The following is a 21,217-nucleotide window of genomic DNA, read 5'->3' as shown; positions in this document are numbered from 1 at the left end:
CTACAGTGCCGACCGGGATTCCGTATCGAAAGGCCTTCTCATGTCCGAGTCCACTGCAGATTTCGCCACCACCGCGCTGAGCGGCTACGAGCTGCTCGCCGATCCGCAGTTGAACAAAGGCACGGCATTCTCCGAGGCCGAGCGCGAGGCGTTCGACCTGCATGGCCTGCTGCCGCCCAATATCCTGACGCTCGACGAGCAGGTCTCGCGCCGCCTCGAGGCGTTGCGCGGCTACGAGTCCGACATCGAGCGCTATGCCTTTCTGCGTGAACTGCAGGACACCAACGAGACGCTGTTCTACGCGCTCCTGGTCAGCAATCTGGAAGAGCTGCTGCCGATCGTCTACACGCCGACCGTCGGCGAGGGCTGCCAAAAATTCAGCCGGTTGTTTCGCAAGCCGCGCGGGCTGTTCCTCAGCATCCCGCACCAGCACCGGATCGACCGCATTTTCGCCCATCCGCGCTTCGATCATGTCGAGGCGATCGTCGTGACAGACGGCGAACGGATTCTGGGCCTCGGAGACCAGGGCGCCGGCGGCATGGGCATCCCGATCGGCAAGCTCGCGCTCTATACTGGCTGCGGCGGGCTGCACCCGGCGACGACGCTGCCGATCATGCTCGATGTCGGTACCGACAATCCCGACTGCCTGGCCGATCCGCTCTATATCGGCTGGCGCAACGAGCGTGTCCGCGGCCAGCAATATGACGACTTCATCGAGGCGTTCGTCTCGGCGGTGGTGAAGCGCTGGCCGCGCGTGCTGCTGCAGTGGGAAGATTTCGCCAAGAACAACGCGACGCGGATGCTCGAGCGCTACCGCGACCGGCTCCTCACCTTCAACGACGACATCCAGGGCACGGCGGCGGTGGCGACCGGTGCCTTGCTCTCGGCGATCAACGTCACTGGCGTGCCGCTGACCGAGCAGCGCGTCGCCGTGCTCGGCGCCGGCTCCGCCGGCTGCGGCATCGCCAGCCTGATCCGCGCTGCGATGGTCGATGCCGGCCTGTCGGAGAGCGAAGCTGCAAAACGCTTCTTCATGGTCGACCGCGACGGGCTGCTGCTCGAGGGCATGAGCGGGCTCGCCCCGTTCCAGCTGCCGTTCGTGCAGAGCCGGCAGGCGATCGCGGGCTGGCAGCTCAGCCATCCCGACAAGATCGCGTTGCTCGACGTCGTGCGCAACGCCAGGCCGACCGTCCTGATCGGCGTCTCCGGCCAGGCCGGCGCGTTCTCCGAGCCGATCGTCCGCGCGATGGCCGAGTGCAACAAGCGGCCGGTGATCTTCCCTCTGTCGAATCCCACCTCGCGCGAGGAGGCGACGCCTTCCGATATCGAAGCCTGGACCGAGGGGCGGGCGCTGATCGGCGTCGGCAGTCCGTTCCCGCCGATCACCCGTGACGGTGCGCGCTTCAAGGTCGACCAGACCAACAACTCCTACATCTTCCCGGGCGTCGGCGTTGGCGCGCTCGCGGTCGGTGCCAGCCGGGTCAGCGACGGGATGTTCATGGCGGCGGCCAAGGCATTGGCCAGTGTCTCCCCCGCGCGCAACAACCCGAAGCACAATCTGCTGCCGCCGGTCAGCGCGCTGCGCGAGGTCTCGCAGACCGTTGCGCTCGCGGTGGCCTTGCAGGCGCACAAGGAAGGCTTGGCCAAGGATATTCCGATCGACCAGGTCGAGGCGCGCATCCAGGCCAAGGTCTGGACCCCGCGCTACGTGCCGTATCGGCGCGGCGATCGACCGTAGGATTCGCGAGGCGTGGCAACGGGGCGCCGTCCTTGGCGCCGCGTGCGGCAGGCGATGGCCTCACAGGTCACCGCGGCCGACTAAAGTTCTAGGCGCCGCGTTCCATTCTGTTGGAACCTTCGGCGCCGCGATGTCGTTCGTATTCAAACGACCCACACTCAAGAGATCCATCCGGGGGCTTCGAGGGAGACGCTCCCATGACGACATTTGGCCCAACCTCCGGTCTCGACGCCGGTCAACTCGCGCCAGCCGAGCATCAGCTCCAGCTCCGCCGCGCAGTGATCGCCTCCACGGTCGGCACCGCGATCGAGTGGTATGACTTCTTCCTCTACAGCACCGTCACCGGCCTGGTGTTCGCAAAACTGTTCTTTCCGCATTCCGACCCCTGGGTCGGCACGCTGGAAGCGTTCGCGATCTATGCGGTCGGCTTCATCGCGCGGCCGATCGGCGCTGCGATCTTCGGCCATTATGGCGACCGCATCGGCCGCAAATCGACGTTGATCGCGACGCTGCTCCTGATGGGCCTTGCGACCGCGGCGGTCGCATTGGTGCCGACCTATTCCAGCATCGGCATCTGGGGTGCGGTGATCCTCACCGTGCTGCGCTTCATCCAGGGCGTTGGCGTCGGCGGCGAGTGGGGCGGTTCGGTGCTGATGTCGATGGAATGGGCGCGCAACGATCGCTCGCGCGGCCTGATCGCGTCCTGGCCGCAATTCGGCGTGCCCTGTGGGCTGTTCCTTGCCAATCTTGCGGTGCTGGCTTTCAGCCAGATGTCGGGCGAGCAGTTCCTGGCATGGGGCTGGCGCGTTCCGTTCGCGCTCAGCATCATCCTGGTCGGTGTCGGCCTCTACATCCGGCTCGGCATTCTGGAAACGCCTGTATTCAGCAAGCTGCTCGCCGAGCGCAAGGTCGACCGCACGCCGATGCTGACGGTGATCCGCGACCATCCGAAGGAGATCCTGCTGTCCGCCTTTGCGCGCATGGCCGAGCAGGCGCCGTTCTATATCTTCACCGCCTTCGTGTTCTCCTACGGCGTCGGCACGCTGAAGATGTCGAGGGACATGTTGTTGACGGCGGTGCTCGCCGCGTCGGTGGTCTCGTTCGTCTCGATCCCGGTGTTCGGGCATCTGTCGGACCAGATCGGCCGCAAGAACATGTACATGATCGGCGCGGTGGTGACCGGCATCTTCGGCTTCATCTACTTCGCGATGCTGAACACCGGATCGATGCCGGTCATCTTCCTGGCGATCATCCTCTCGCTGGTTCCGCACGACATGATGTACGGGCCGCAGGCTGCCCTGATCGCGGAGAGCTTCACCGGGCGCCTGCGCTACAGCGGTGCCTCGCTCGGCTACCAGCTCGCATCGGTCATCGCCGGTGGTCCGGCGCCGCTGATCGCGGCCTGGCTGTTCGGCACCTATCATTCGTCGACCGCGATCGCGATCTATATTGCGCTCTGCGCCGTCATCACGCTCGTCGCAACCGCGTTGATGACCGACTTCACCGGCAAGGACATCAATGCCGCAGCCGCACATCAGCGGTGAGTTCGAGACAGCAAGGAGGAGACGATGGTGAAATGGCGAAAAGAATCCGCGCTCGATCTCTATAACCTCGTCGCGGCGATCTTCCTGCTCGCTGCGCCGTGGCTGTTCGCACACGCCAACCCCACGGCGGCGATCGATCTGCGGATCAGCGGAGCCGCGATCGCGATCATGTCGCTGGCGGCGATCGCAGCATTCTCGATCTGGGAGGAATGGATCAACCTGGTCGTCGGATGCTGGCTGATCGCCTCGCCCTGGCTGCTCGGCTTCACGCACACCCGCGCGATGCATTTTGCTATCGCCGCGGGTGCAGTGGTCGCGTTCATGGCGCTGCTCGAGCTGTGGCTCGAGTACGAGAAGACGCATCTCGGCCCGGCGGCGCCGCAGCAAAGCATTGGAAGCTAGCAACCGCGGCAAATGCCCCTGATCTTGCGATCGACGATTGCGTCTTCCTGATCGATGAGCTGCTGCGACGTGGATGTCGCCGCCGGAATGTCGGCGGCGCGCGGCTGGCGGTGGCCGACCGGCGCCGACCATGGCCGCGTCGCAGTTTCGTTTGATGCGTAGGCGTTAGGCTCCTGCACCGACACCTGTGCGAAGCAAGACGTCGCCATCGCCGCAGACAGGATTGCAGCCAGACCAACCTGTCTGCCAAGTCGCCGACAATTGCTCATGCGAATCTCCATGCCGTCATCGCCGCGCTTGCGCGCGGCCTCAATGAAATGGAGTGCCTGGGTCGTTCGGCTATTCCCTGACCCGTCTCAGATGATGACGCGCTCGCGGTTCGGTGATCGCGCGTGATGAAATAATGATGGGGCGCTGACGCTCCTTGGTCACAGGAGCCGAGCTTGGTCGGCTTCATGCATCGGGCGGAGAAACCCCAATGACCAAATTGACTTTCGTGACGCTTGCGTTGGTTGCAGCAGCTGCGTATTCGGCTCAGGCATCAGCCGCCAGCAACAATGCTGCGATGCGGCGCGCCCATGCTCAGGCGACGACACCGGTCAGCAGCAAGACCACTGATTGCGTGCGGGCGCCGAACGTCGGATCGTTCGCGACCGCGCCCTTCACCGAGCCGCCCTGCATGCCCGGCACCATGCGCTGACCGCGCCGCGCTGCGAAAAACCCCGGACCTCTGGTCCGGGGTTTTCCCGGCGATGCGAGGTCGTCTCGACGTGGGCAGGATCGAGCGTGACCCGCCTCACAGGCAGGTTGGTGCGGTCATGCGAAGACCACGGTGTCGGAGCTGGCGCGTGGTGCCCCGGCCCGAGATCCAAGGAGACGACGCATGACACGCAATTCGCTTGTTGCTTTCGCTGCCGTTGTCGCGTTCAGCGTGACCGCGCTGGGCTCCGCGCAGGCGGGCAGACTTCCCATGGCGCCGCCGAAAATGGTCGGCGCGAAACTGCCCCCGGGCGGCTCGGGCGGCCCGCATCGCCAGCCGGTCGATCCGTCGCCCGGCCTCGGAAGTGGTTACAGCGGTGACAGCGCGGGTGGCAGCGGAGGCGGCGGATATTTGGGCGATCCCAATCATCCCGGCCACGAGCAATTCTGAAAACGCAAACGGCCCCGAACCAGGTTCGGGGCCGCAGTCTGATGGTAGGGCTCCGGGGTCTATTCCGGCTTGCCGATCGTCACCGCGAGCTTGCCGACGCCATCGACGCCGCATTCGAGCTTGTCGCCCACCTGCAGCTGCGAGACGCCGGCGGGCGTGCCGGTCATGATGAGGTCGCCTGCGGCGAGCTTCACCTGCTGCGACAGCTGCCAGATGATCTCAGGCACGTTCCAGATCAGCTCGGTGAGGTCGCCCTTCTGGGCTTCCTTGCCGTTGACGGTGAGCCAGATCTTGCCCGCGGTCGGGTGACCGATCTTGGAAGCTGGCTGGATCGCGGAGCAGGGCGCCGAATAGTCGAACGACTTGCCGACCTCCCAGGGCCGCTCCTTCTTGCGCGAGGCGATCTGCAGGTCGCGGCGGGTCAGGTCAATGCCGACTGCATAGCCGTAGACATGCTCGAGCGCCTTGTCGGCGGGAATGTTGAGCCCGCCGCTCTTCATCGCCACGACCAGCTCGACCTCGTGATGCAGGTCCTTGGTCAGCGGCGGATAGGGGATCGTCGCACCATCCGGCACCAGCATGTCGGCATGCTTGCCGAAGAAGAACGGCGGCGCACGCTCGTCATTGCCCATCTCCCTGATATGCTCGAGATAGTTGCGCCCGACACACCAGATGCGGCGGACCGGATAGGTGCCGGATTCGCCGACGACGGGAAGCGAGGGCTGCGGGGGAAGCGGAATGACGGTGGAAGCGGCGTTCATGAACGGGTCCCGAAGGGTTGAAGGAAGCAGCGCGGGCCGTGTTTACGCGGTTACGGCGCTGGGGGCTAGGGGCTGCGGCTGCACCAGACGCAGACGTGAGGCGAGCTTTCCGCCGGGCCTGGCGGTCGCTGGCCGGCGAGAGCGGTGATGCCGGTGCGGAAATGGCTTTCGATCGGCCTTGCGCTGCTTGCCGTGGCCCTGGTCTCGGCCGCTGTCCGCTTCTTTGTGATCACCCCGGAACGGATCGACCGCGGACAGAACAGGGTCCAGCATGTGGCCGTGGACATCACGCCCGGCGCACAGGCCTTGCAGGCGACGCTCGACGTGGCGGATATGCATGCCGACAGCCTGTTGTGGAAGCGCGACCTGCTCGCGCGATCCGACCGCGGCCATATCGACCTGCCCCGCCTGATCGAGGGGCGCTACGCGCTGCAGGTGTTCTCATCGGTGACCAAATCGCCGAAGGGGCAGAACTATGACGCCAACGGCGGCGACAGCGACACGATCACGAATCTCGCGATCATCGATCTGCAACCGCCGCGGACCTGGTTCTCGCTGCTGCAGCGCTCGCTGTGGCATGCCGAGAAATTGCAAGACTTCGCCGAGCAGTCCGACGGGCGGCTCCGCGTGATCAGGACACCGGCCGATATCGATCGCCTGCTCGCCGACCGCAAGAGCGGCGTGACCGTGGTCGGCGGCATGCTCTCGATCGAGGGCCTGCATGATCTCGAGGGCAAGATCGACAATCTCGACGTGCTCTACGCCGCAGGCTTCAGGATGGCTGGCCTCGCACATTTCTTCGACAATGATGTCGCGGGCTCGATGCATGGCGTGGCCAAGGGCGGGCTGACGCCGCTCGGCCGCCAGGTGGTGCAGCGGATGGAGGCGATCGGCATGATCGTCGACCTCGCCCATGCCAGCCACGCGGCGGTCGCCGACGTGCTGGCGATGGCAACGCGGCCGGTGGTGTCGAGCCATGGCGGCGTTCAGGCGACCTGCAAGATCAACCGCAACCTCACCGACGACGAAGTCAGGGGCATTGCGCGCACCGGCGGCGTGGTCGGCATCGGCTTCTGGCAGGGCGCGGTCTGCTCGCTCGATCCGAACAATGTCGCGAAGTCGATCGCCCATGTCCGCGACCTGGTCGGGATCGACCATGTCGGCCTCGGCTCGGATTTCGACGGCTCGACCACCACGGGCTTTGATGCCGGCGGGATCGTAGCCATTACCCAGGCTCTGATCTCGCGTGGGTTCTCCGACGACGACATCCGCAAGGTGATGGGCGGCAATGTCCTGCGCGTGTTGCGCGCAGGCCTTGCCGCCAGGGACGCGAAGGGCTGATGAGACCTAGCCGGTGGCGCTGATCGGCGCCAGCGCCAGCGGCGACGGATCGTGATGGTGCTGCAGACGGAAGAACGAGGCGTAGCGGCCGCCGCGGCGCAGCAGCTCCTCATGTCGCCCGCGCTCGACGATCGTGCCACCCTCGACCACCAGGATCGCATCGGCATGCATGATGGTGTGCAGGCGGTGCGCGATCACGATCGTGGTGCGGCCCTGGCAGAGATGCTCGATCGCCTCCTGCACCTGCTTCTCGGACTCCGAGTCGAGTGCGGCAGTGGCCTCGTCGAGCAGGATGATCGGCGCGTTCTTGATCAGCGCGCGGGCGACCGCGATGCGCTGGCGCTGGCCGCCGGACAGCTGCGTGCCGTGCTCGCCGACCGGCGTGTCGTAGCCGAGCGGGAAGCTCATGATGAAATCGTGCGCGCAGGCCGCCTTGGCGGCGTCGACGATCTCGGCCTCGGTGGCGCCCTGCTTGCCGAACGCGATGTTGGAGCGGATGGTGTCGCGGAACAGATAGACGTCCTGGCCGACATAGGCGGTCTGCCGGCGCAGCGACTTGCGCGAGACCGACAGGATCGACTGTCCATCGATCAGGATCTCGCCCTCGCGCGTCTCGTAGAAGCGCAGCAGGAGGGCGAGCACGGTCGACTTGCCGCCGCCGGAGGGGCCAACCAGCGCGGTGACCTTGCCGGGCTCGGCCGTGAAGCTCATGTGGTTCAGCACCGGCTCGCTCGGTCGGTAGGCGAAGCTGACATCGCGCAGCTCGATCCGTGCGTCGGACAGTTTCAGCGCCGGTTTGTCGTCGTCGGCCTGCTCGCTCGCCGGGCTGTCGACGACTTCGAGCAGCATGCGCGCGCCGACCAGCTGGCTGTTGAGATCGATATTGAGCCGCGCCAGCCGCTTGGCCGGCTCGGTCGCCATCAGGAAGGCGGTGAGGAAGGTGAAGAACTGGCCGGGCGTCGAGCCGAGCGCCACCACGCTGTAGCCGCCATAGAGCAGGCAGCCGGCGACCGCGAAGCCGCCGAGCATCTCCATCAGCGGGTTGGAGCGGTTGGCGACATGCGCCATCTTGTTGGCATTGCGCTCGACGATCGCGATGTTCTCGTCGATCCGCTGCTGCATGGCATCTTCCAGCGTGAACGCCTTCACGGTGCGGATGCCCTGCAGCGATTCCTGCATCGTCTCCATGATGTCGGCGGTGCCGGTGAACTGGTTATAGGCGAGGCCCTTGATCCGCTTCACCAGCTTGCGCAGCACCAGCATCGCCGGCGGCACCGCGACGAGCCCGATGAACGACATCAGCGGATCCTGCCAGACCATGACGGCGACCATGCTGATCAGCATCAGGAAGTCGCGGCCGATCGCATTGACCAGCATGTTGAGCACGTCGGTGATCGATTTCGCGCCGGCCGTGAGCCGCGCCAGGAACTCCGACGAATGCCGCTGTGAGAAGAAGCCGATGCTTTCGTTCATCAGCTTGGCGAACAATTGCCGCTGGTTCCACGCAAGGATGGCGTTGCTGATCTTCGACAAGATCACCATGTGGCCGTAGGTCGCCACACCCTTGATGAAGAGCAGGATGACCGTGATGCCGGCGAACATCGCGATGCCGGGGATGTTCTTGTCGACATAGGCCTGGTTGATGACCTGGCCGAGCACGTAGGTGGCGCCGGCCGTCGAACCGGCCGCAACAGCCATCAGGGCGAACGCCGTCAGATAGCGCCGCCAGTAGGTGATCCCCTGTTCCGTGACCAGGCGGCGAATCAGGATCGCCGCGCCATAGGGATCGTCGGTAATTTTCTTTGGAAACTGAGCCATCCGCGTTCCATTGACGGCGGGCAGCGCCGGCCGTCAGGTTGCGGTCCTCCTTGCCCGCTTGGCGGGGCTTTTTCAAGCCCAATAACGGCTTGATAACGGCTTGATTTTTAGGCCGATTCTGCCTGTCGCGCGGCGCCGCCCCGCTCCCGGAACAGCTTCTCCTCCCAGGCCAGCGCGTGGCTCGCGATGGTCTCGAGATCATCATACCGCGGGGTCCAGTCGAGAGCCGAGCGGATCCGCGTCGTATCGGCCACCATGGTCATGATGTCGCCGGGCCGGCGTCCGGCGTAGGCGACCGCGAAATTGCGCATCGAGACCCGGCGCACCGCCTCGATGGTTTCGAGCACGGAATAGCCGCGGCCGTAGCCGCAATTCATCGTCACCGATTGCCCGCCGCCGCGCAGATAGGACAGCGCCGAACGATGCGCCTCGACCAGGTCGCTGACATGGATGAAGTCGCGCACGCAGCTGCCGTCCTGGGTCGGATAGTCGGTGCCGAACACGTCGATCTTGGCGCGCTGGCCGGTCGCGGCCTCGACCGCGATCTTGAGCAGATGGGTGGCGCCGATGGTGGACAGGCCGACACGACCCTTCGGGTCGGCACCGGCGACGTTGAAATAGCGTAGCACGACGTAGCTCATGCCGTGGGCCGAGGCGACATCGTGCAGCATGATCTCGGTCATCAACTTCGATGAGCCATAGGGTGACAGCGGACGCGTCGGCGCGATCTCCGGCACCGGCACCTGGTCCGGATTACCGTAGACCGCTGCGGTCGAGGAGAAGATGAAGCGGTTGACGCCGCCCTTCACCGCCGCATTGAGCAGGCTGCGCGTCGTCATGGTGTTGTTGCGATAATAGCCGAGCGGGTCGCGCATCGAATCCGGCACCACCACGGAGCCGGCGAAATGGATGATGCTGTCGATGCCGTGCTGCGCGATCACGCCCTCGACGAGGTTCTCGTCGCCGGCATCGCCGATGAACAGCGGAACACCTTCGGGCAGGAACGCGGAGAAGCCGGTGGAGAGATTGTCGATCACGACGACGCTCTCGCCGGCATCGACCAGCGCATGAACCATGTGACTTCCGATATAGCCGGCACCGCCGGTCACGAGCACCGTCATGGATAGAGCTCTCCCGATATCTTTAACTGTCGATGCTAGCGGGAGTGCGGTGAAGAGGGGGTTTCGCCGCGGCCGAACTGGCCACTATGCTTAATGTTGCGTATAGGAACTGGCACGAAACGGAGACTTGCGTGCCGATCGAGAACACAGAAGCCGGCGAGCTTGAGCTCATCGTGCCCAACCTGCACCGACGTTATTCCGGTGTCACCGCGACCAACCGCATGGTCGCGCCGAAGCTTGCCAAGATGTTTCGCGCAGGCTGGCTCGGCTCGCATCGCCCCGATGGCATCGACGCGATGGGATTTGCCGATCTGATGCGGCTGTGGCGGCGCGCGCGGCCCGTGATCTGGCACGCGCGGCGCAATGACGAGATGATTGCAGGCCTCGTGCTGCGCGCGCTCGGCTGGCCGCTGAAACTGCTGTTCACGTCAGCGGCGCAGCGCCATCACACCTGGCTGACGCGCTGGCTGATCCGCAACATGGATGCGATCATCGCCACCAGCCCGCTGTCGGCCTCGTACCTGAAGCGCGAGGCGACGGTCGTGATGCACGGCGTCGACACCGATCGTTATACGCCGCCGGCCGATCGCGCCGCGGCCTTCGCCGATAGCGGATTGCCGGGACGCTATGCGATCGGCTGCTTCGGGCGGGTGCGCGCGCAGAAGGGCAGCGATGTCTTTGTCGAAGCAATGTGCCGGCTGCTGCCGCGCTATCCCGATTTCACCGCGATCATCGTCGGCGCCGTGGTGCCGGAGCAACTGGCCTTTGCCAACGAGCTGAAGCGCAAGATCGAGGCCGCCGGGCTGCAATCGCGCATCGTTATCACGGGTGAATTGCCGATCGAGGAGGTCGTGCGCTGGTATCAGCGGCTGACGATCTATGCCTTCACCTCACGCAATGAAGGTTTTGGCCTGACCTTGATCGAGGCGATGTCGGCAGGTGTGGCGCTGGTGGCCGCGCGTGCGGGTGCTGCCGAATTCGTCGTCGAGGATGGCACGACCGGCCTGTTGATCCCGCCCGGCGACGCCGACGCGCTGGCGGCGGCGCTCGAGCCGTTGATGCGCGATCCGGCATCGGCCGCTTCATTGGGGGGGCGGGCACGGCAACGAGTTGTGGATAAGTTCAGCCTCGATGCGGAAGCGAACGCGATCGCTGCGGTCTATCGCACGCTGATCTGAGCCAGCACGCGCTGTGCGATCTCCACGACCTCTTCGGGGGCGATGTCGCGCATGCAGCGATGGTCGTTCATGGTGCAGACCGTGCGCTGGCACGGCTGGCACGGCAGCTTGCTTTTGGTCTGCCGCACCGTCGCGGCGAGGCCGTTGAGGGGCGCCCAGAGATAGGGATCGGTTGGGCCGAAGATGCCCATGGTCGGTGTGCCGATCGCGGCCGCGATGTGCATCAGCCCGGAGTCATTGGTGATGGCGACGCTGGCCGCGGCCATCGCCAGCGCGCCGTTGCGCAAATCGGTGCCGGTGAGATCGCGGACCCGCGGGCCGCCTTTAGCCGCGATCTCCTCCGCCATCGCCTTCTCGCCAGGCCCGCCGACCACCCAGACGTCGAAACCGCGTTCGGCGAACAGCCGTGCGGCCTCCGGGTAATAGGTCCAGCGCTTCGAGACGCCGACCGAGCCGGGGCCGAGCGCGATGGCCGGACCGCTGCCGAGGCCGTTGGCCTGCCGCCAGCGCCCGATCTCGTCTGCGGGAACCCGAAGCTGCGGCACCGGCCATTCCGGTGGGCGGGCGGAGCCGTGAGGCAGCGCCAGGATGGCGTTCTTGTCGATGAAGCGCGGCTGCTGCTTTTCGCCCCAGCGCATCGCGTTGATCAGGCCGAACCGGGCCTCGCCGAAGAAGCCGACCCGCTCGGGGATCCCTGCCAGCGCCGGTGCGATCGCCGCCTTCCAGGTGCGCGGCAGCACCAGCGCGGTAGCATAGTTCCGCTTGCGAAGCTCGGCGGCGAGCGTGCGTTGCCGGCCGAGGGCCAGCTGGCTGCGCGGCAGGTCGGACACGATCCCGGCCCGGACCCCGGGCATGTAGTCGACCAGCGGTGCGCATTGGCGGGTGGTCAGCAGGTCGACCGGCCGGTTGGGCCAGCGCTTGCGCAGCACCCTGACCACGGTGTGACCGCGCACGAAATCCCCGATCCAAACATAGGGCACGACGAGGATAGGTCTGGTATCCTCGGTATCCTGTGTTTCGATATCAGATATTGAATCAATATTCATTTCTAAATGGGCCAAAGCCGGACCGGGGGCGGCCAAGTCGGTAACCGGTTCGCGATGAGAGGTAAAGCCGTCGTTGCCTGTGGCGCGGGACTGGGGCAAAGCTGGCGGCTGGCAAAGGAATCTGGCGGGATTTCATCATGTTTCTGGTAACCGGGGGCGCCGGTTTTATCGGGTCGAACGTCGTGGCCGCGTTGAATGACGCCGGGCGCAGCGACGTTGCGGTCTGTGACATTCTTGGGGACGACGGCAAGTGGCGGAACCTGGCGAAGCGCCAGATCGCCGATTTTGTGCCGCCGGGCGAGCTGATCGCCTGGCTGCAGGGCCGTCGGCTGGATGCCATCCTCCATCTCGGCGCGATCTCGTCGACCACCGCGACTGATGGCGATGCGGTCATGGAAGCCAATTTCAGGACGCCGCTACGTCTCCTCGACTGGTGCACCGCGACCGCAACCCCGCTGATCTATGCCTCTTCGGCCGCGACCTACGGCGACGGGGAGCGGGGGTTCGACGACGATGGCTCGGTCGAGGCGCTCAAGCGACTGCGGCCGATGAACCTGTACGGCTGGAGCAAGAACCTGTTCGATCTCGCCGTCGCCGAGCGTGCGGCGAAAGGCGAGCCGCTGCCGCCGCAATGGGCAGGGCTGAAATTCTTCAACGTGTTCGGCCCCAACGAATATCACAAGGGCTCGATGATGAGCGTGCTGGCGCGCCGCTTCGACGACATCAGGGCGGGCCGCGTCGTGCAGCTGTTCAAATCGCATCGCGAGGGCATCGCCGATGGCGACCAGCGCCGCGACTTCATCTATGTCGATGACGTCGTGCGGGTGATGATGTGGTTGATCGCGACGCCGCGGGTCTCCGGCCTGTTCAATGTCGGCACCGGCAAGGCGCGCAGCTTCAAGGACCTGATCGTCTCGGCCTATGGCGCGCTCGAGCTAGAGCCGAACATCCAGTATGTCGACATGCCCGAGCAGATTCGCGGCAGTTACCAGTACTTCACCGAGAGCCTTGTCGATCGCCTCGCGCGCGCCGGATACAATGGCGGTTTCACGCGGTTGGAAGACGCGGTCGGGGCCTATGTCAAAGGCTTCCTCGATCGTGCCGATCGCTATCGCTAGAGCGGATGACGGTGGCTGATGTTCGATTTTGAAACGATCTCGCATGCCATGTCGGGCCAGACCGTGCTCTGCGTCGGCGATCTCATGCTCGACGAGTTCGTCTATGGCGAAGTGTCGCGGATCTCGCCGGAAGCGCCGGCGCCGGTGATCGCGGTCAGGCGCAGCGAGATCAATATCGGCGGCGCCGGCAACGTCGCGCGCAATATCGCTTCCCTCGGAGGCCGCTGCATCTTCGTCGGCCTGATCGGCGAGGATGCCGCCGGCACGGTGCTATCAGAGGCGCTGGCGAAGCAGGCCGGCATCGAAGCCGTGCTGGTGCGCGACGCCGCGCGTCCGACCACGCGCAAGGTGCGCTTCGTCTCCGAACAGTTCTCGACGCATATGCTGCGTTCCGATTGGGAGCTCGCCGCGCCGGCCGCGCCCGCGATCGAGCAGCAGCTGATCGACGCCATCCTGCCGCGTCTTGTGCGCGCCGACATCGTGCTGCTGTCCGACTACGCCAAGGGCGTGCTCACCGCGCGCGTGATCCGCAACGTGATCGATGCCGCGCGCCAGGCCAGCAAGCGCGTGATCGTCGATCCCAAGAGCGCCAATCTGGCGATCTATCGCGGCGCGACCGTGCTGACGCCGAATCGCAAGGAATTCGCCGAGGCGACCCGCAGCCGCGCCGACAGCCAGGACAGCATCGCACAGGCCGCGCCCGATGCGATGGTCCTCGCCGATTGCGAAGCGATGCTGGTGACGCAGGGCGAGCGCGGCATGACGCTGGTGACGCGGGACGGTGGCTCGATCCATGTGCCGGCGCTGCCGGTCAAGGTGCGTGACGTCTCCGGGGCTGGCGATACCGTTGCCGCGGCGCTGGCACTGGCGCTGGCGGGCGGTGCCGATTGGGAAGCCGCGTTGCGGATCGCGAGCGCCGCCGCCGCGGTCGCAGTCGGCAAGACCGGCACCGCGATCGTCAAGTCCGATGAATTGCGGCGACGGATCCTGCCGCATGCTTCGCTGGTGGCCGAGGAGAAGATCGTTCCGGCCGGCGGTGATATCGATGCGCATCTTGCGGAATGGCGGAGGCAGGACCTACGCATCGGCTTCACCAATGGCTGCTTCGACATCCTGCATCCCGGCCACGTCAAGGTGCTGACCGCCGCGCGCGGCGCCTGCGATCGCCTCATCGTCGGCTTGAACAGCGACGCCTCGGTGAAGCGGTTGAAGGGCGAGGGCCGTCCGGTGCAGAACGAGCGTGCCCGCGCCGAGGTGCTGGCGGGGCTGGAGGCCGTCGACCTCGTCGCCATCTTCGAGGAGGACACGCCGATCAACCTGATCACGAAGGTGCGGCCGAGCGTGCTGGTCAAGGGTGGCGACTATACCCGCGAGCAGGTGGTTGGCCACGAGATCGTCGAGGCCGCCGGCGGCGAGGTGGTGTTGATCGAGATCCTGCCCGGCCACAGCACGACGTCGCTGGTGGCCCGCGCCCGTGAGGGCAAGACGTGAGCGCGAGCGTGGCATCCCCGGCAGGCGCCGCGGCGTGCCCGGCCTGGCGCGATCCGGTGCGCTGGCAGGCCACGACCGACGTGGTCGCGGTGCTCATTGCGCTGTCGCTGCCGTGGTCGACCTCGCTGGTCGGCATCTTCGGCGTGGTGCTCTTGATCGCGATCGCGCCGACGGTCGATCTGAAGGCGTTCTGGTCGCTGCTGCAGCGGCCGGTCTGCGTGGCGCCGATCGCGCTGTTCTGCCTCGCGCTCGTTGGCACACTCTGGTCCGATGCCGCCTGGGGAGCGAGATTGTATGCGGTCGGGCCGACCGCGAAGCTCCTGGTGCTTCCGGTCCTGCTCTATCATTTCCAGCGCTCGACCCGCGGCAACTGGGTGTTCGTGGCCTTCGTCGTGTCCTGCACGCTGTTGATGCTGATGTCCTGGCTGGTGCTTGCCTATCCGCACCTCGCGCTGAGGGCGCCAGCTCCGGGCGAGCAGGGCGTCTTCGTCAAGAACTACATCGACCAGAGCCAGGAATTCACGCTGTGCGCGGTCGGGCTGGCCTATCCGATCGTGATGCTGCTGCGGGCCAAGCGCGTCCTGCCGGCCATCCTGTTGATCGCGGTCGCGCTCAGCCTGTTCGCCAACATGGCGCTGGTGGTGGTGTCGCGGACTGCGATCGTGACGGTTCCGATTATGTTCGCGGTGTTCGCGCTGCTCCATCTGCGTTGGCGCAGCATCGTCGTGATCCTTTGCGCGGCCGCCGCGGCGGCCATGGTGGCGTGGCACGCATCGCCGCAATTGCGCTGGACGGCCGAGTCGTTCCAGCGCGACTACAAGCTCTACATGGAGCGCAACGAGCCGACCTCGCTCGGTCTGCGGCTCGAATTCTGGCGAAAGTCGCTCGGATTCTTCGCCGAGGCGCCGGTCATCGGCCACGGCACCGGAGCGACGCGGGGACTGTTCGAGCGCGTCGCGACCGGCGGTGTGACCCAGGCCTCGGGCGAAGTGATCGGCAACCCTCACAATCAGACGTTGAACGTCGCCGTGCAGTGGGGCATTGTGGGTGTAGCGATCCTGTATGCGATGTGGCTACTGCACCTGTTGCTGTTCCGCGGCGACGGTCTCGTCAACTGGATCGGACTTCTCGTCGTGGTGCAGAATATTTCAAGTTCGTTGTTTAATTCCCACATCTTCGACTTCCACGAAGGCTGGATGTATGTGCTGGGCGTCGGGGTTGCCGGCGGCATGGCGTTGAAGGGGCGATCCGGGACCGATATGGAACCCGGGCCTCCGATCCGTCCATGATCGCTGGCAAGGGCCCTGCAGATAAGCTATCAGCCAGCCAATGTCCCATCGCGAATTCCCAGTTGCCGGCAACCCGTCCATTAGATGACGCGTCTTTCACAATTTACCCTGCGCAACTTCCTGATCCTGGCGCATGACGCTCTGGCGACGACGTTTGCGTTGCTGGCGAGCTTCTATCTGCGTTTCGAAGGCAGCCTCCTGACCGATCGACTGCCGCATTTGCTGCGCATTCTGCCTTGGTTCGTGCTGTTCAGCATCGTCGTCAGCTATTTCTCCAATCTGACCACGGCGAAATGGCGTTTCACCTCGCTGCCGGACGCGGTGAACATCCTGCGGGTCGCGGCGGTGCTGACTCTGGCACTGGTCGTGCTGGACTACGTCTACTTCTTCAAGGGAGCGAACTCGCACAGTCCGGTGTTCCTCGGCAGGATCACGATCGTCCTGTTCTTCTTCCTCGAGGTGTTCGCGCTGAGCGCGCTGCGGCTCGGTTATCGCTATTTCCGCTATTCCCGCACGCGCCTGCATGCCCGCTCCGACAACGCCGCGCCGGCGCTGCTGGTCGGACGCACCGCCGATGCGGAAGTCGTGCTGCGCGGTATCGAGAACGGGGCCATCAAGCGGCTCTGGCCGGTCGGCGTGCTGTCGCCGTCGGTCGCGGACCGCGGCCAGATGATCCGCAACATTCCCGTGGTCGGCGGCGTCGACGACATCGAGGCCGTGATTCGGGACTTCGAGAACCGCCAGCGGCCGATCAAGCGCGTGGTGATGACGCCCTCGGCCTTCGAGCCGGATGCGCATCCGGAAAGCGTGCTGATGCGCGCCAAGCGGCTCGGCCTGATGGTCAGCCGGCTGCCGTCGCTGGAGGGCGGCGACGCGCCGCGGCTCACCAATGTCGCGGTCGAAGACCTGCTGCTGCGCCCGAGCCAGAAGATCGACTACGCACGGCTCGAGACGCTGGTGAAGGGCAAGTCCGTCATCGTGACCGGCGGCGGCGGCTCGATCGGCGCCGAAATCTGCGAGCGGGTCGCGACCTTCGGCGCGGCGCGCCTGCTGGTCGTCGAGAACTCGGAGCCGGCGCTTTATGCGGTGACCGAGGCGCTGGCCGCGCGCGACACCGGCCCCGAGATCGAAGGGCGGATCGCCGACATCAGGGATCGCGAACGCATCACGCGCCTGATGAGCGAGTTCAAGCCGGACATCGTGTTCCATGCCGCGGCGCTCAAGCATGTGCCGATCCTGGAGCGTGACTGGAGCGAAGGGGTCAAGACCAACATCTTCGGGTCGGTGAACGTGGCCGACGCTGCGCGCGCTGCGGGCGCGAGCGCGATGGTGATGATCTCGACCGACAAGGCGATCGAGCCGGTATCGATGCTGGGCCTGACCAAGCGTTTCGCCGAGATGTACTGCCAGGCGCTGGATCATGACCTGATGACCGAGGCCAAGGGCAAGCCGCATATGCGGTTGATCTCGGTGCGGTTCGGCAACGTGCTGGCTTCCAACGGATCGGTGGTGCCGAAATTCAAGGCGCAGATCGAGGCCGGCGGCCCGATCACGGTGACCCATCCGGACATGGTTCGTTACTTCATGACGATCCGCGAGGCCTGCGATCTCGTGATCACCGCCGCGACGCACGCCGTGACGCCGGCGCGGCCCGATGTCTCGGTCTATGTGCTGAACATGGGCCAACCGGTGAAGATCGTCGATCTCGCCGAGCGGATGATCCGCCTGTCCGGCCTGCAACCCGGCGTCGACGTCGAGATCGTGTTCAGCGGTATCCGGCCCGGCGAGCGGCTCAACGAGATCCTGTTCGCGAGCCAGGAGCCGACGCTCGAGATCGGCGTCGCCGGCGTCATGGCGGCCAAGCCGAACCAGCCGCCGATGTCGACGTTGCGCAAATGGCTCGCGGCGCTGGAGGATGCGATCGAGCGAGACGACCGCGTGACCATCCGCGCCGTGCTGCAGGATGCCGTGCCCGAGTTCGGATCGAATGCCGCCTGACCGCGCCGTCCCTGCGGACGATGGGGCAGGACCAGTTCGAAAGCCATTGATGCCTCATTCCCGAAAAGTCGTGGTCGTCAGCCAGCATTATCCGCCGGACCACAGTACGACCGCCGCGATCATGGCCGCGATCGCCGAACGGATCGCGCAGGAGACGGATGTGATGGTGGTCTCGGGGATGCCGGGCTCGGCGCGGGCACCCGCGCCGGGGCGCCCGGTGGTCGTCGAGATCAGGAATTGGCTGCCGGGCAAGGCGGCGCTGGTGAAGCGTGCGCTGGCCGAGGCGCTGTTCACCGGCAGAATCTTTTTCGCGCTGTTGTCGCGGCTCAAGCGCGGCGATGTCGCGCTGACGGTGACCGCCCCGTTTGCGCTGCCCTACGCGGTTGCCGCCGCGGCACGGTTGAAGGGGGCGAAGTCGGCGCTGATCCTGCACGACCTGTTTCCCGACGTGCTTGTGATGGCCGGGCTGCTGCGGCCGGCCTCGCTGGTGGCGCGGGCGATGCGCGCGATCAACGCGCTGATGTTCCGTGCCTTGAACATCGTCATCGTCATCGGCCGCGACGCCGAGAAGCTGCTGCTGCGCTATGGCGGCATGACACAGGACAAGATCAGGTTCATTCCGAACTGGGCGACGCTCGCCCCGGGCAACCGTCCTGTCAGCCCCGACAATCCGTTTCGCAAGGCGATCGGCGCCCGTTTCGTCGTCGGCCTGTCCGGCAATCTGGGCTTCACCCACGATCCGGACATCGTCTTCAACGCAGCGCAGCTGTTGCGGAACGAGAACGACATCCATTTCCTGCTCTCGGGGTGGGGCATGGGCTTTGTACGATTGAAGGAGATGCAGGCCTCAGCGCAGCTCGCCAACGTCACGCTGGTCGAACGCGTCGCCGACGGCGAACTGGATGCGCTGCTCTCCAGTGCGGATGTCTGGCTGATTCCCTATCGCAAGGATGTCGCCGGCGTGTCGGTGCCGAGCCGGTTCTACAACCTGCTTGCCGCCGGACGGCCCGTCATCCTGGTCTCCGAGCCCGAGGCCGAGGCGGCGCTGACCGTCAGCGAAAACCGGCTGGGCTGGGTCGTCGCGCCGGGCAGGCCGGATCAACTCGCCGACGCCATCCGCCTGGCGTCGCGATCGCAGGACGCAGCGATGGCCGAGCGTGCCGTCGCGGCCGCGCGGACCTTCAGTCCGGAGCGGGCGCTGGCGAGCTACGCCGCGCTGGTTGCGGAGCTGCTATCCAATCGCGAAGTGGAGCGGGCGGCATGAGCAATGGTCGCCGGACGGTACTGGTGACGGGTGCCAGCGGCTTTGTCGGTCGCCATGTGGTGCCCGCGCTGACGCGCGATGGCTGGGTGGTGCGCCGCGCGGTGCGAACCACGCCGCAAGACGCCAACGACGTGGCGATAGGCTCGCTCAGTCCAGCCACCGATTGGCGCGCCGCGCTCGATGGCGTCGACGTCGTTGTTCATCTCGCGGCCCGCGTTCACCAGCAGTCGGACGAGCAGGCGATCGAGCTCTACCGCAACGTCAATATCGAAGGCACGCTGCATCTGGCGCGTGCGGCGGCGGCAGCGGGCGTTCGGGATTTCATTTTCGTCAGCACGATCCTGGTGCACGGGCGCAGCAATTACGGGCGCCCGCCATTTCGCGAGGACGATGTCCTGACGCCCCGCGGCCTCTATGGAAACTCAAAGGCCGCGGCCGAAGTCGGCCTGAAGGAAATTGTGCCGGGCAGTGGCATGAGGGTGACCGTGATCAGGCCGCCGCTGATCTACGGGGCCGGCGCCAAGGGAAATTTCGCCTTGCTCAAGCGCGCGGTGATCAATCGCATGCCGCTTCCGCTCGCTTACGTAAAGAATCGTCGCGCGTTCCTGTCGGCGGAGAACCTAGCGTCGTTCATCCTGCACCGGTTGTCGCATCCGGGGAATGACTACGACGTGTTTCTGGTGGCCGATCGCGAGCAGGTCTCGACGCGGGAGTTTGTCGAGCGCCTTGCCCGCGCGGCAGAAACCTCGCCGCGCCTGTTCTGGTTGCCGCCGCCGCTGTTGAAGGTGTCGCTTACGGTGAGCGGGCGCAAGGAGGCCTATGACAGCCTGTTCGCCTCGCTCGAGCTTGATCTCTCCAAGATCGCGGGCACCGGTTGGCAGCAGCCGCTCAGCCTCGATGAGGGCCTGAAGCGCACGCTGCGCCAAACGGAAGTTTGACGTGATCAGAGCGGCCGTGAGAACCGCCGTAGCTGCCAGGTGACGGCGAGTGCGCCGGCCAGCAAAAACGCGATATCCGCGGCGAGGGAATTGAACGCGACCGAAGCGAATGCAAGCAGCGCCAGCACCAGGTTGAGCGCAAAGACCTCACCGACGACGCGCCACACCGTGAAGCCGTTATCGGTCGCACGCTGATAGAAGTGCGAGCGATGCGCGGCCCAGAACGGTTCGCGCCGCGCCATCCGGCGAAACAGCGTGACCGTCGCATCCGCCAAGTAATACAGCGGCAGCAGCAGCGCGGCCGCGAACTGCTGATGCAAGGCGAGCGCGAGCAGGCACCAGCCGAGCAGCAGGCCGATCGGCAGGCTGCCGACATCGCCGAGGAATATCTTTGCGACCGGCCGGTTGAACGGCGCGAAGCCGAGCAGCGCCCCGCACAGCGCCGCCGCGACCAGCGCGGCCGCAGCGGGGACGTGGCCGAAGCAGCCGAGCAGGGCGACCGCGACCGTGATCGGCACGGCCTCGGCTGCCGTCATCAAATCGAGCCCGTCCATGAAGTTGACGAGGTTCACGAACCAGAGGCCGGCGATCAGCAGCAGGCCGCGTTCGAGCCAGAGCGGGAAGGCCGGAACCAGCCTGAGATCGCCGGGTGCCGACAACACCACGGCCGCGACGGCGGCTGCCTGCAGCAACAGCCGCGGGACGACCGGCAGCGAGCGGATGTCGTCGGCAAAGCCCACCACGGCGATGAACAGGCAGGCTGCGAACACGATGACCGGGATCGTCAGGTCGGGCGATCCGGCGAGCGCGATGACGATCCCGCCCGCCAGCAGCGTGGCAAGGGTGACCGCGATGCCGCCGCCCTGCGGCGTTGGAATGCGGTGCGACGAGCGCGCGTTTGGTTTCGCCAGTGCGACACGCAGCAGCAGCGGCCGCGTCGCCCGGATCAGGATGGCCGAGATCGATGCGGCCAGAACCGCTGCGATCAACGACAGGAGGATCTCGAAACTGCTCATTGTG

At 65.8% G+C, this 21,217-nt stretch carries 19 protein-coding genes; 13 read left to right on the top strand and 6 right to left on the bottom strand.

What is annotated here, in order from left to right; all coding sequences use genetic code 11:
- The first annotated feature begins 40 nt into the window (after positions 1-40).
- The 3 genes from JQ616_RS15910 to JQ616_RS15900 all read left to right on the top strand — a co-directional run bounded on the left by JQ616_RS15910 (position 41) and on the right by JQ616_RS15900 (position 3,684).
- On the top strand, positions 41-1,738 hold the full coding sequence (locus JQ616_RS15910; protein WP_212015740.1) for an NAD-dependent malic enzyme: 1,698 nt from the start codon (positions 41-43) through the stop codon (positions 1,736-1,738).
- Positions 1,739-1,935: 197 nt separating this feature from the next.
- A complete protein-coding gene (locus tag JQ616_RS15905) occupies positions 1,936-3,282 on the top strand; it encodes an MFS transporter (RefSeq protein ID WP_212015738.1) in 1,347 nt (448 codons plus the stop codon).
- A gap of 24 nt (positions 3,283-3,306) precedes the next feature.
- Complete coding sequence (locus JQ616_RS15900) at positions 3,307-3,684, top strand: SPW repeat protein (protein ID WP_212015737.1); 378 nt, start codon at positions 3,307-3,309, stop codon at positions 3,682-3,684.
- Here JQ616_RS15900 and JQ616_RS15895 read toward each other — a convergent pair.
- Positions 3,681-3,953: a hypothetical protein gene (locus JQ616_RS15895; RefSeq protein ID WP_249136806.1), complete on the bottom strand. Its 273-nt coding sequence runs from the start codon at positions 3,951-3,953 to the stop codon at positions 3,681-3,683. The genes JQ616_RS15900 and JQ616_RS15895 overlap by 4 nt on opposite strands.
- Positions 3,954-4,162: 209 nt before the next feature.
- Between JQ616_RS15895 and JQ616_RS15890 the strand changes: the two genes are divergently transcribed.
- Together JQ616_RS15890 and JQ616_RS15885 are read left to right on the top strand one after the other, a co-directional pair.
- Positions 4,163-4,384: a hypothetical protein gene (locus JQ616_RS15890; RefSeq protein WP_212015735.1), complete on the top strand. Its 222-nt coding sequence runs from the start codon at positions 4,163-4,165 to the stop codon at positions 4,382-4,384.
- A gap of 183 nt (positions 4,385-4,567) precedes the next feature.
- Positions 4,568-4,834 carry a hypothetical protein gene (locus tag JQ616_RS15885; RefSeq protein ID WP_212015733.1) on the top strand — a complete coding sequence of 89 codons (267 nt, stop codon included), beginning with the start codon at positions 4,568-4,570 and terminating at the stop codon, positions 4,832-4,834.
- A 59-nt stretch (positions 4,835-4,893) separates the two neighbouring features.
- Here the strand turns inward: JQ616_RS15885 and JQ616_RS15880 are convergent, their stop codons facing one another.
- Positions 4,894-5,595: a fumarylacetoacetate hydrolase family protein gene (locus tag JQ616_RS15880; RefSeq protein ID WP_212015731.1), complete on the bottom strand. Its 702-nt coding sequence runs from the start codon at positions 5,593-5,595 to the stop codon at positions 4,894-4,896.
- Between the two features lie 147 nt (positions 5,596-5,742).
- Here JQ616_RS15880 and JQ616_RS15875 point away from each other — a divergent pair, with 147 nt between their 5' ends.
- Positions 5,743-6,936, top strand: coding sequence for a dipeptidase (locus JQ616_RS15875; RefSeq protein WP_249136805.1), 1,194 nt, complete (start codon positions 5,743-5,745; stop codon positions 6,934-6,936).
- Between the two features lie 6 nt (positions 6,937-6,942).
- On the opposite strand, the gene JQ616_RS15870 is transcribed toward JQ616_RS15875, so the two are convergent.
- Positions 6,943-8,754, bottom strand: a complete 1,812-nt coding sequence (locus JQ616_RS15870) for an ABC transporter ATP-binding protein (protein ID WP_212015729.1) — start codon at positions 8,752-8,754, stop codon at positions 6,943-6,945.
- A gap of 107 nt (positions 8,755-8,861) precedes the next feature.
- Positions 8,862-9,875, bottom strand: a complete 1,014-nt coding sequence (gene galE / locus JQ616_RS15865; RefSeq protein WP_212015727.1) for a UDP-glucose 4-epimerase GalE — start codon at positions 9,873-9,875, stop codon at positions 8,862-8,864.
- 131 nt (positions 9,876-10,006) lie between these two features.
- On the opposite strand from galE, the gene JQ616_RS15860 reads away from it, so the two are divergent.
- Positions 10,007-11,053 (top strand): glycosyltransferase family 4 protein, encoded by a 1,047-nt coding sequence (locus JQ616_RS15860; RefSeq protein WP_212015725.1) that lies wholly within the window; start codon positions 10,007-10,009, stop codon positions 11,051-11,053.
- Here the strand turns inward: JQ616_RS15860 and waaF are convergent.
- Entirely contained in the window at positions 11,035-12,099 is a 1,065-nt protein-coding gene (gene waaF, locus JQ616_RS15855) for a lipopolysaccharide heptosyltransferase II (protein ID WP_212015723.1), read from the bottom strand. The two genes, JQ616_RS15860 and waaF, sit on opposite strands and share 19 nt — an antisense overlap.
- A 137-nt stretch (positions 12,100-12,236) precedes the next feature.
- Here waaF and rfaD point away from each other — a divergent pair, with 137 nt between their 5' ends.
- The 6 genes from rfaD to JQ616_RS15825 all read left to right on the top strand — a co-directional run bounded on the left by rfaD (position 12,237) and on the right by JQ616_RS15825 (position 20,197).
- Complete coding sequence (gene rfaD, locus JQ616_RS15850; protein ID WP_212015721.1) at positions 12,237-13,217, top strand: ADP-glyceromanno-heptose 6-epimerase; 981 nt, start codon at positions 12,237-12,239, stop codon at positions 13,215-13,217.
- An 18-nt stretch (positions 13,218-13,235) separates the two neighbouring features.
- Positions 13,236-14,708 (top strand): D-glycero-beta-D-manno-heptose-7-phosphate kinase, encoded by a 1,473-nt coding sequence (gene rfaE1, locus JQ616_RS15845; protein WP_212015719.1) that lies wholly within the window; start codon positions 13,236-13,238, stop codon positions 14,706-14,708.
- 8 nt (positions 14,709-14,716) lie between these two features.
- Positions 14,717-15,997: an O-antigen ligase family protein gene (locus tag JQ616_RS15840; protein ID WP_212015717.1), complete on the top strand. Its 1,281-nt coding sequence runs from the start codon at positions 14,717-14,719 to the stop codon at positions 15,995-15,997.
- Positions 15,998-16,081: 84 nt separating this feature from the next.
- Entirely contained in the window at positions 16,082-17,995 is a 1,914-nt protein-coding gene (locus JQ616_RS15835; protein ID WP_212015715.1) for a nucleoside-diphosphate sugar epimerase/dehydratase, read from the top strand.
- A gap of 49 nt (positions 17,996-18,044) precedes the next feature.
- Positions 18,045-19,259: a glycosyltransferase family 4 protein gene (locus tag JQ616_RS15830; protein WP_212015713.1), complete on the top strand. Its 1,215-nt coding sequence runs from the start codon at positions 18,045-18,047 to the stop codon at positions 19,257-19,259.
- Positions 19,256-20,197 (top strand): NAD-dependent epimerase/dehydratase family protein, encoded by a 942-nt coding sequence (locus JQ616_RS15825; RefSeq protein ID WP_212015711.1) that lies wholly within the window; start codon positions 19,256-19,258, stop codon positions 20,195-20,197. Before JQ616_RS15830 ends, JQ616_RS15825 begins: the two co-directional genes overlap by 4 nt.
- Positions 20,198-20,202: 5 nt before the next feature.
- On the opposite strand, the gene JQ616_RS15820 is transcribed toward JQ616_RS15825, so the two are convergent.
- Positions 20,203-21,213 carry a glycosyl transferase gene (locus tag JQ616_RS15820; protein ID WP_212015709.1) on the bottom strand — a complete coding sequence of 337 codons (1,011 nt, stop codon included), beginning with the start codon at positions 21,211-21,213 and terminating at the stop codon, positions 20,203-20,205.
- Positions 21,214-21,217 lie beyond the last annotated feature (4 nt).

The sequence above is a fragment of the Bradyrhizobium tropiciagri genome, assembly GCF_018130545.1.
Classification (GTDB): Bacteria; Pseudomonadota; Alphaproteobacteria; order Rhizobiales; family Xanthobacteraceae; genus Bradyrhizobium; species Bradyrhizobium tropiciagri_A.
This window is presented reverse-complemented; position numbering and strand designations above follow the sequence as displayed.

What these genes read in the sequence shown, in the direction of transcription:
- JQ616_RS15835 (WP_212015715.1), top strand. Translation starts at nt 16,082, where the DNA reads ATGACGCGTCTTTCACAATTTACCCTGCGCAACTTCCTGATCCTGGCG.
- JQ616_RS15820 (WP_212015709.1), bottom strand. Translation starts at nt 21,213, where the DNA reads ATGAGCAGTTTCGAGATCCTCCTGTCGTTGATCGCAGCGGTTCTGGCC.
- JQ616_RS15885 (WP_212015733.1), top strand. Translation starts at nt 4,568, where the DNA reads ATGACACGCAATTCGCTTGTTGCTTTCGCTGCCGTTGTCGCGTTCAGC.
- JQ616_RS15890 (WP_212015735.1), top strand. Translation starts at nt 4,163, where the DNA reads ATGACCAAATTGACTTTCGTGACGCTTGCGTTGGTTGCAGCAGCTGCG.
- JQ616_RS15880 (WP_212015731.1), bottom strand. Translation starts at nt 5,595, where the DNA reads ATGAACGCCGCTTCCACCGTCATTCCGCTTCCCCCGCAGCCCTCGCTT.
- waaF (WP_212015723.1), bottom strand. Translation starts at nt 12,099, where the DNA reads ATGAATATTGATTCAATATCTGATATCGAAACACAGGATACCGAGGAT.
- JQ616_RS15870 (WP_212015729.1), bottom strand. Translation starts at nt 8,754, where the DNA reads ATGGCTCAGTTTCCAAAGAAAATTACCGACGATCCCTATGGCGCGGCG.
- JQ616_RS15910 (WP_212015740.1), top strand. Translation starts at nt 41, where the DNA reads ATGTCCGAGTCCACTGCAGATTTCGCCACCACCGCGCTGAGCGGCTAC.
- JQ616_RS15875 (WP_249136805.1), top strand. Translation starts at nt 5,743, where the DNA reads ATGCCGGTGCGGAAATGGCTTTCGATCGGCCTTGCGCTGCTTGCCGTG.
- JQ616_RS15830 (WP_212015713.1), top strand. Translation starts at nt 18,045, where the DNA reads ATGCCTCATTCCCGAAAAGTCGTGGTCGTCAGCCAGCATTATCCGCCG.
- rfaD (WP_212015721.1), top strand. Translation starts at nt 12,237, where the DNA reads ATGTTTCTGGTAACCGGGGGCGCCGGTTTTATCGGGTCGAACGTCGTG.
- rfaE1 (WP_212015719.1), top strand. Translation starts at nt 13,236, where the DNA reads ATGTTCGATTTTGAAACGATCTCGCATGCCATGTCGGGCCAGACCGTG.
- JQ616_RS15895 (WP_249136806.1), bottom strand. Translation starts at nt 3,953, where the DNA reads ATGAGCAATTGTCGGCGACTTGGCAGACAGGTTGGTCTGGCTGCAATC.
- galE (WP_212015727.1), bottom strand. Translation starts at nt 9,875, where the DNA reads ATGACGGTGCTCGTGACCGGCGGTGCCGGCTATATCGGAAGTCACATG.
- JQ616_RS15900 (WP_212015737.1), top strand. Translation starts at nt 3,307, where the DNA reads ATGGTGAAATGGCGAAAAGAATCCGCGCTCGATCTCTATAACCTCGTC.
- JQ616_RS15905 (WP_212015738.1), top strand. Translation starts at nt 1,936, where the DNA reads ATGACGACATTTGGCCCAACCTCCGGTCTCGACGCCGGTCAACTCGCG.
- JQ616_RS15825 (WP_212015711.1), top strand. Translation starts at nt 19,256, where the DNA reads ATGAGCAATGGTCGCCGGACGGTACTGGTGACGGGTGCCAGCGGCTTT.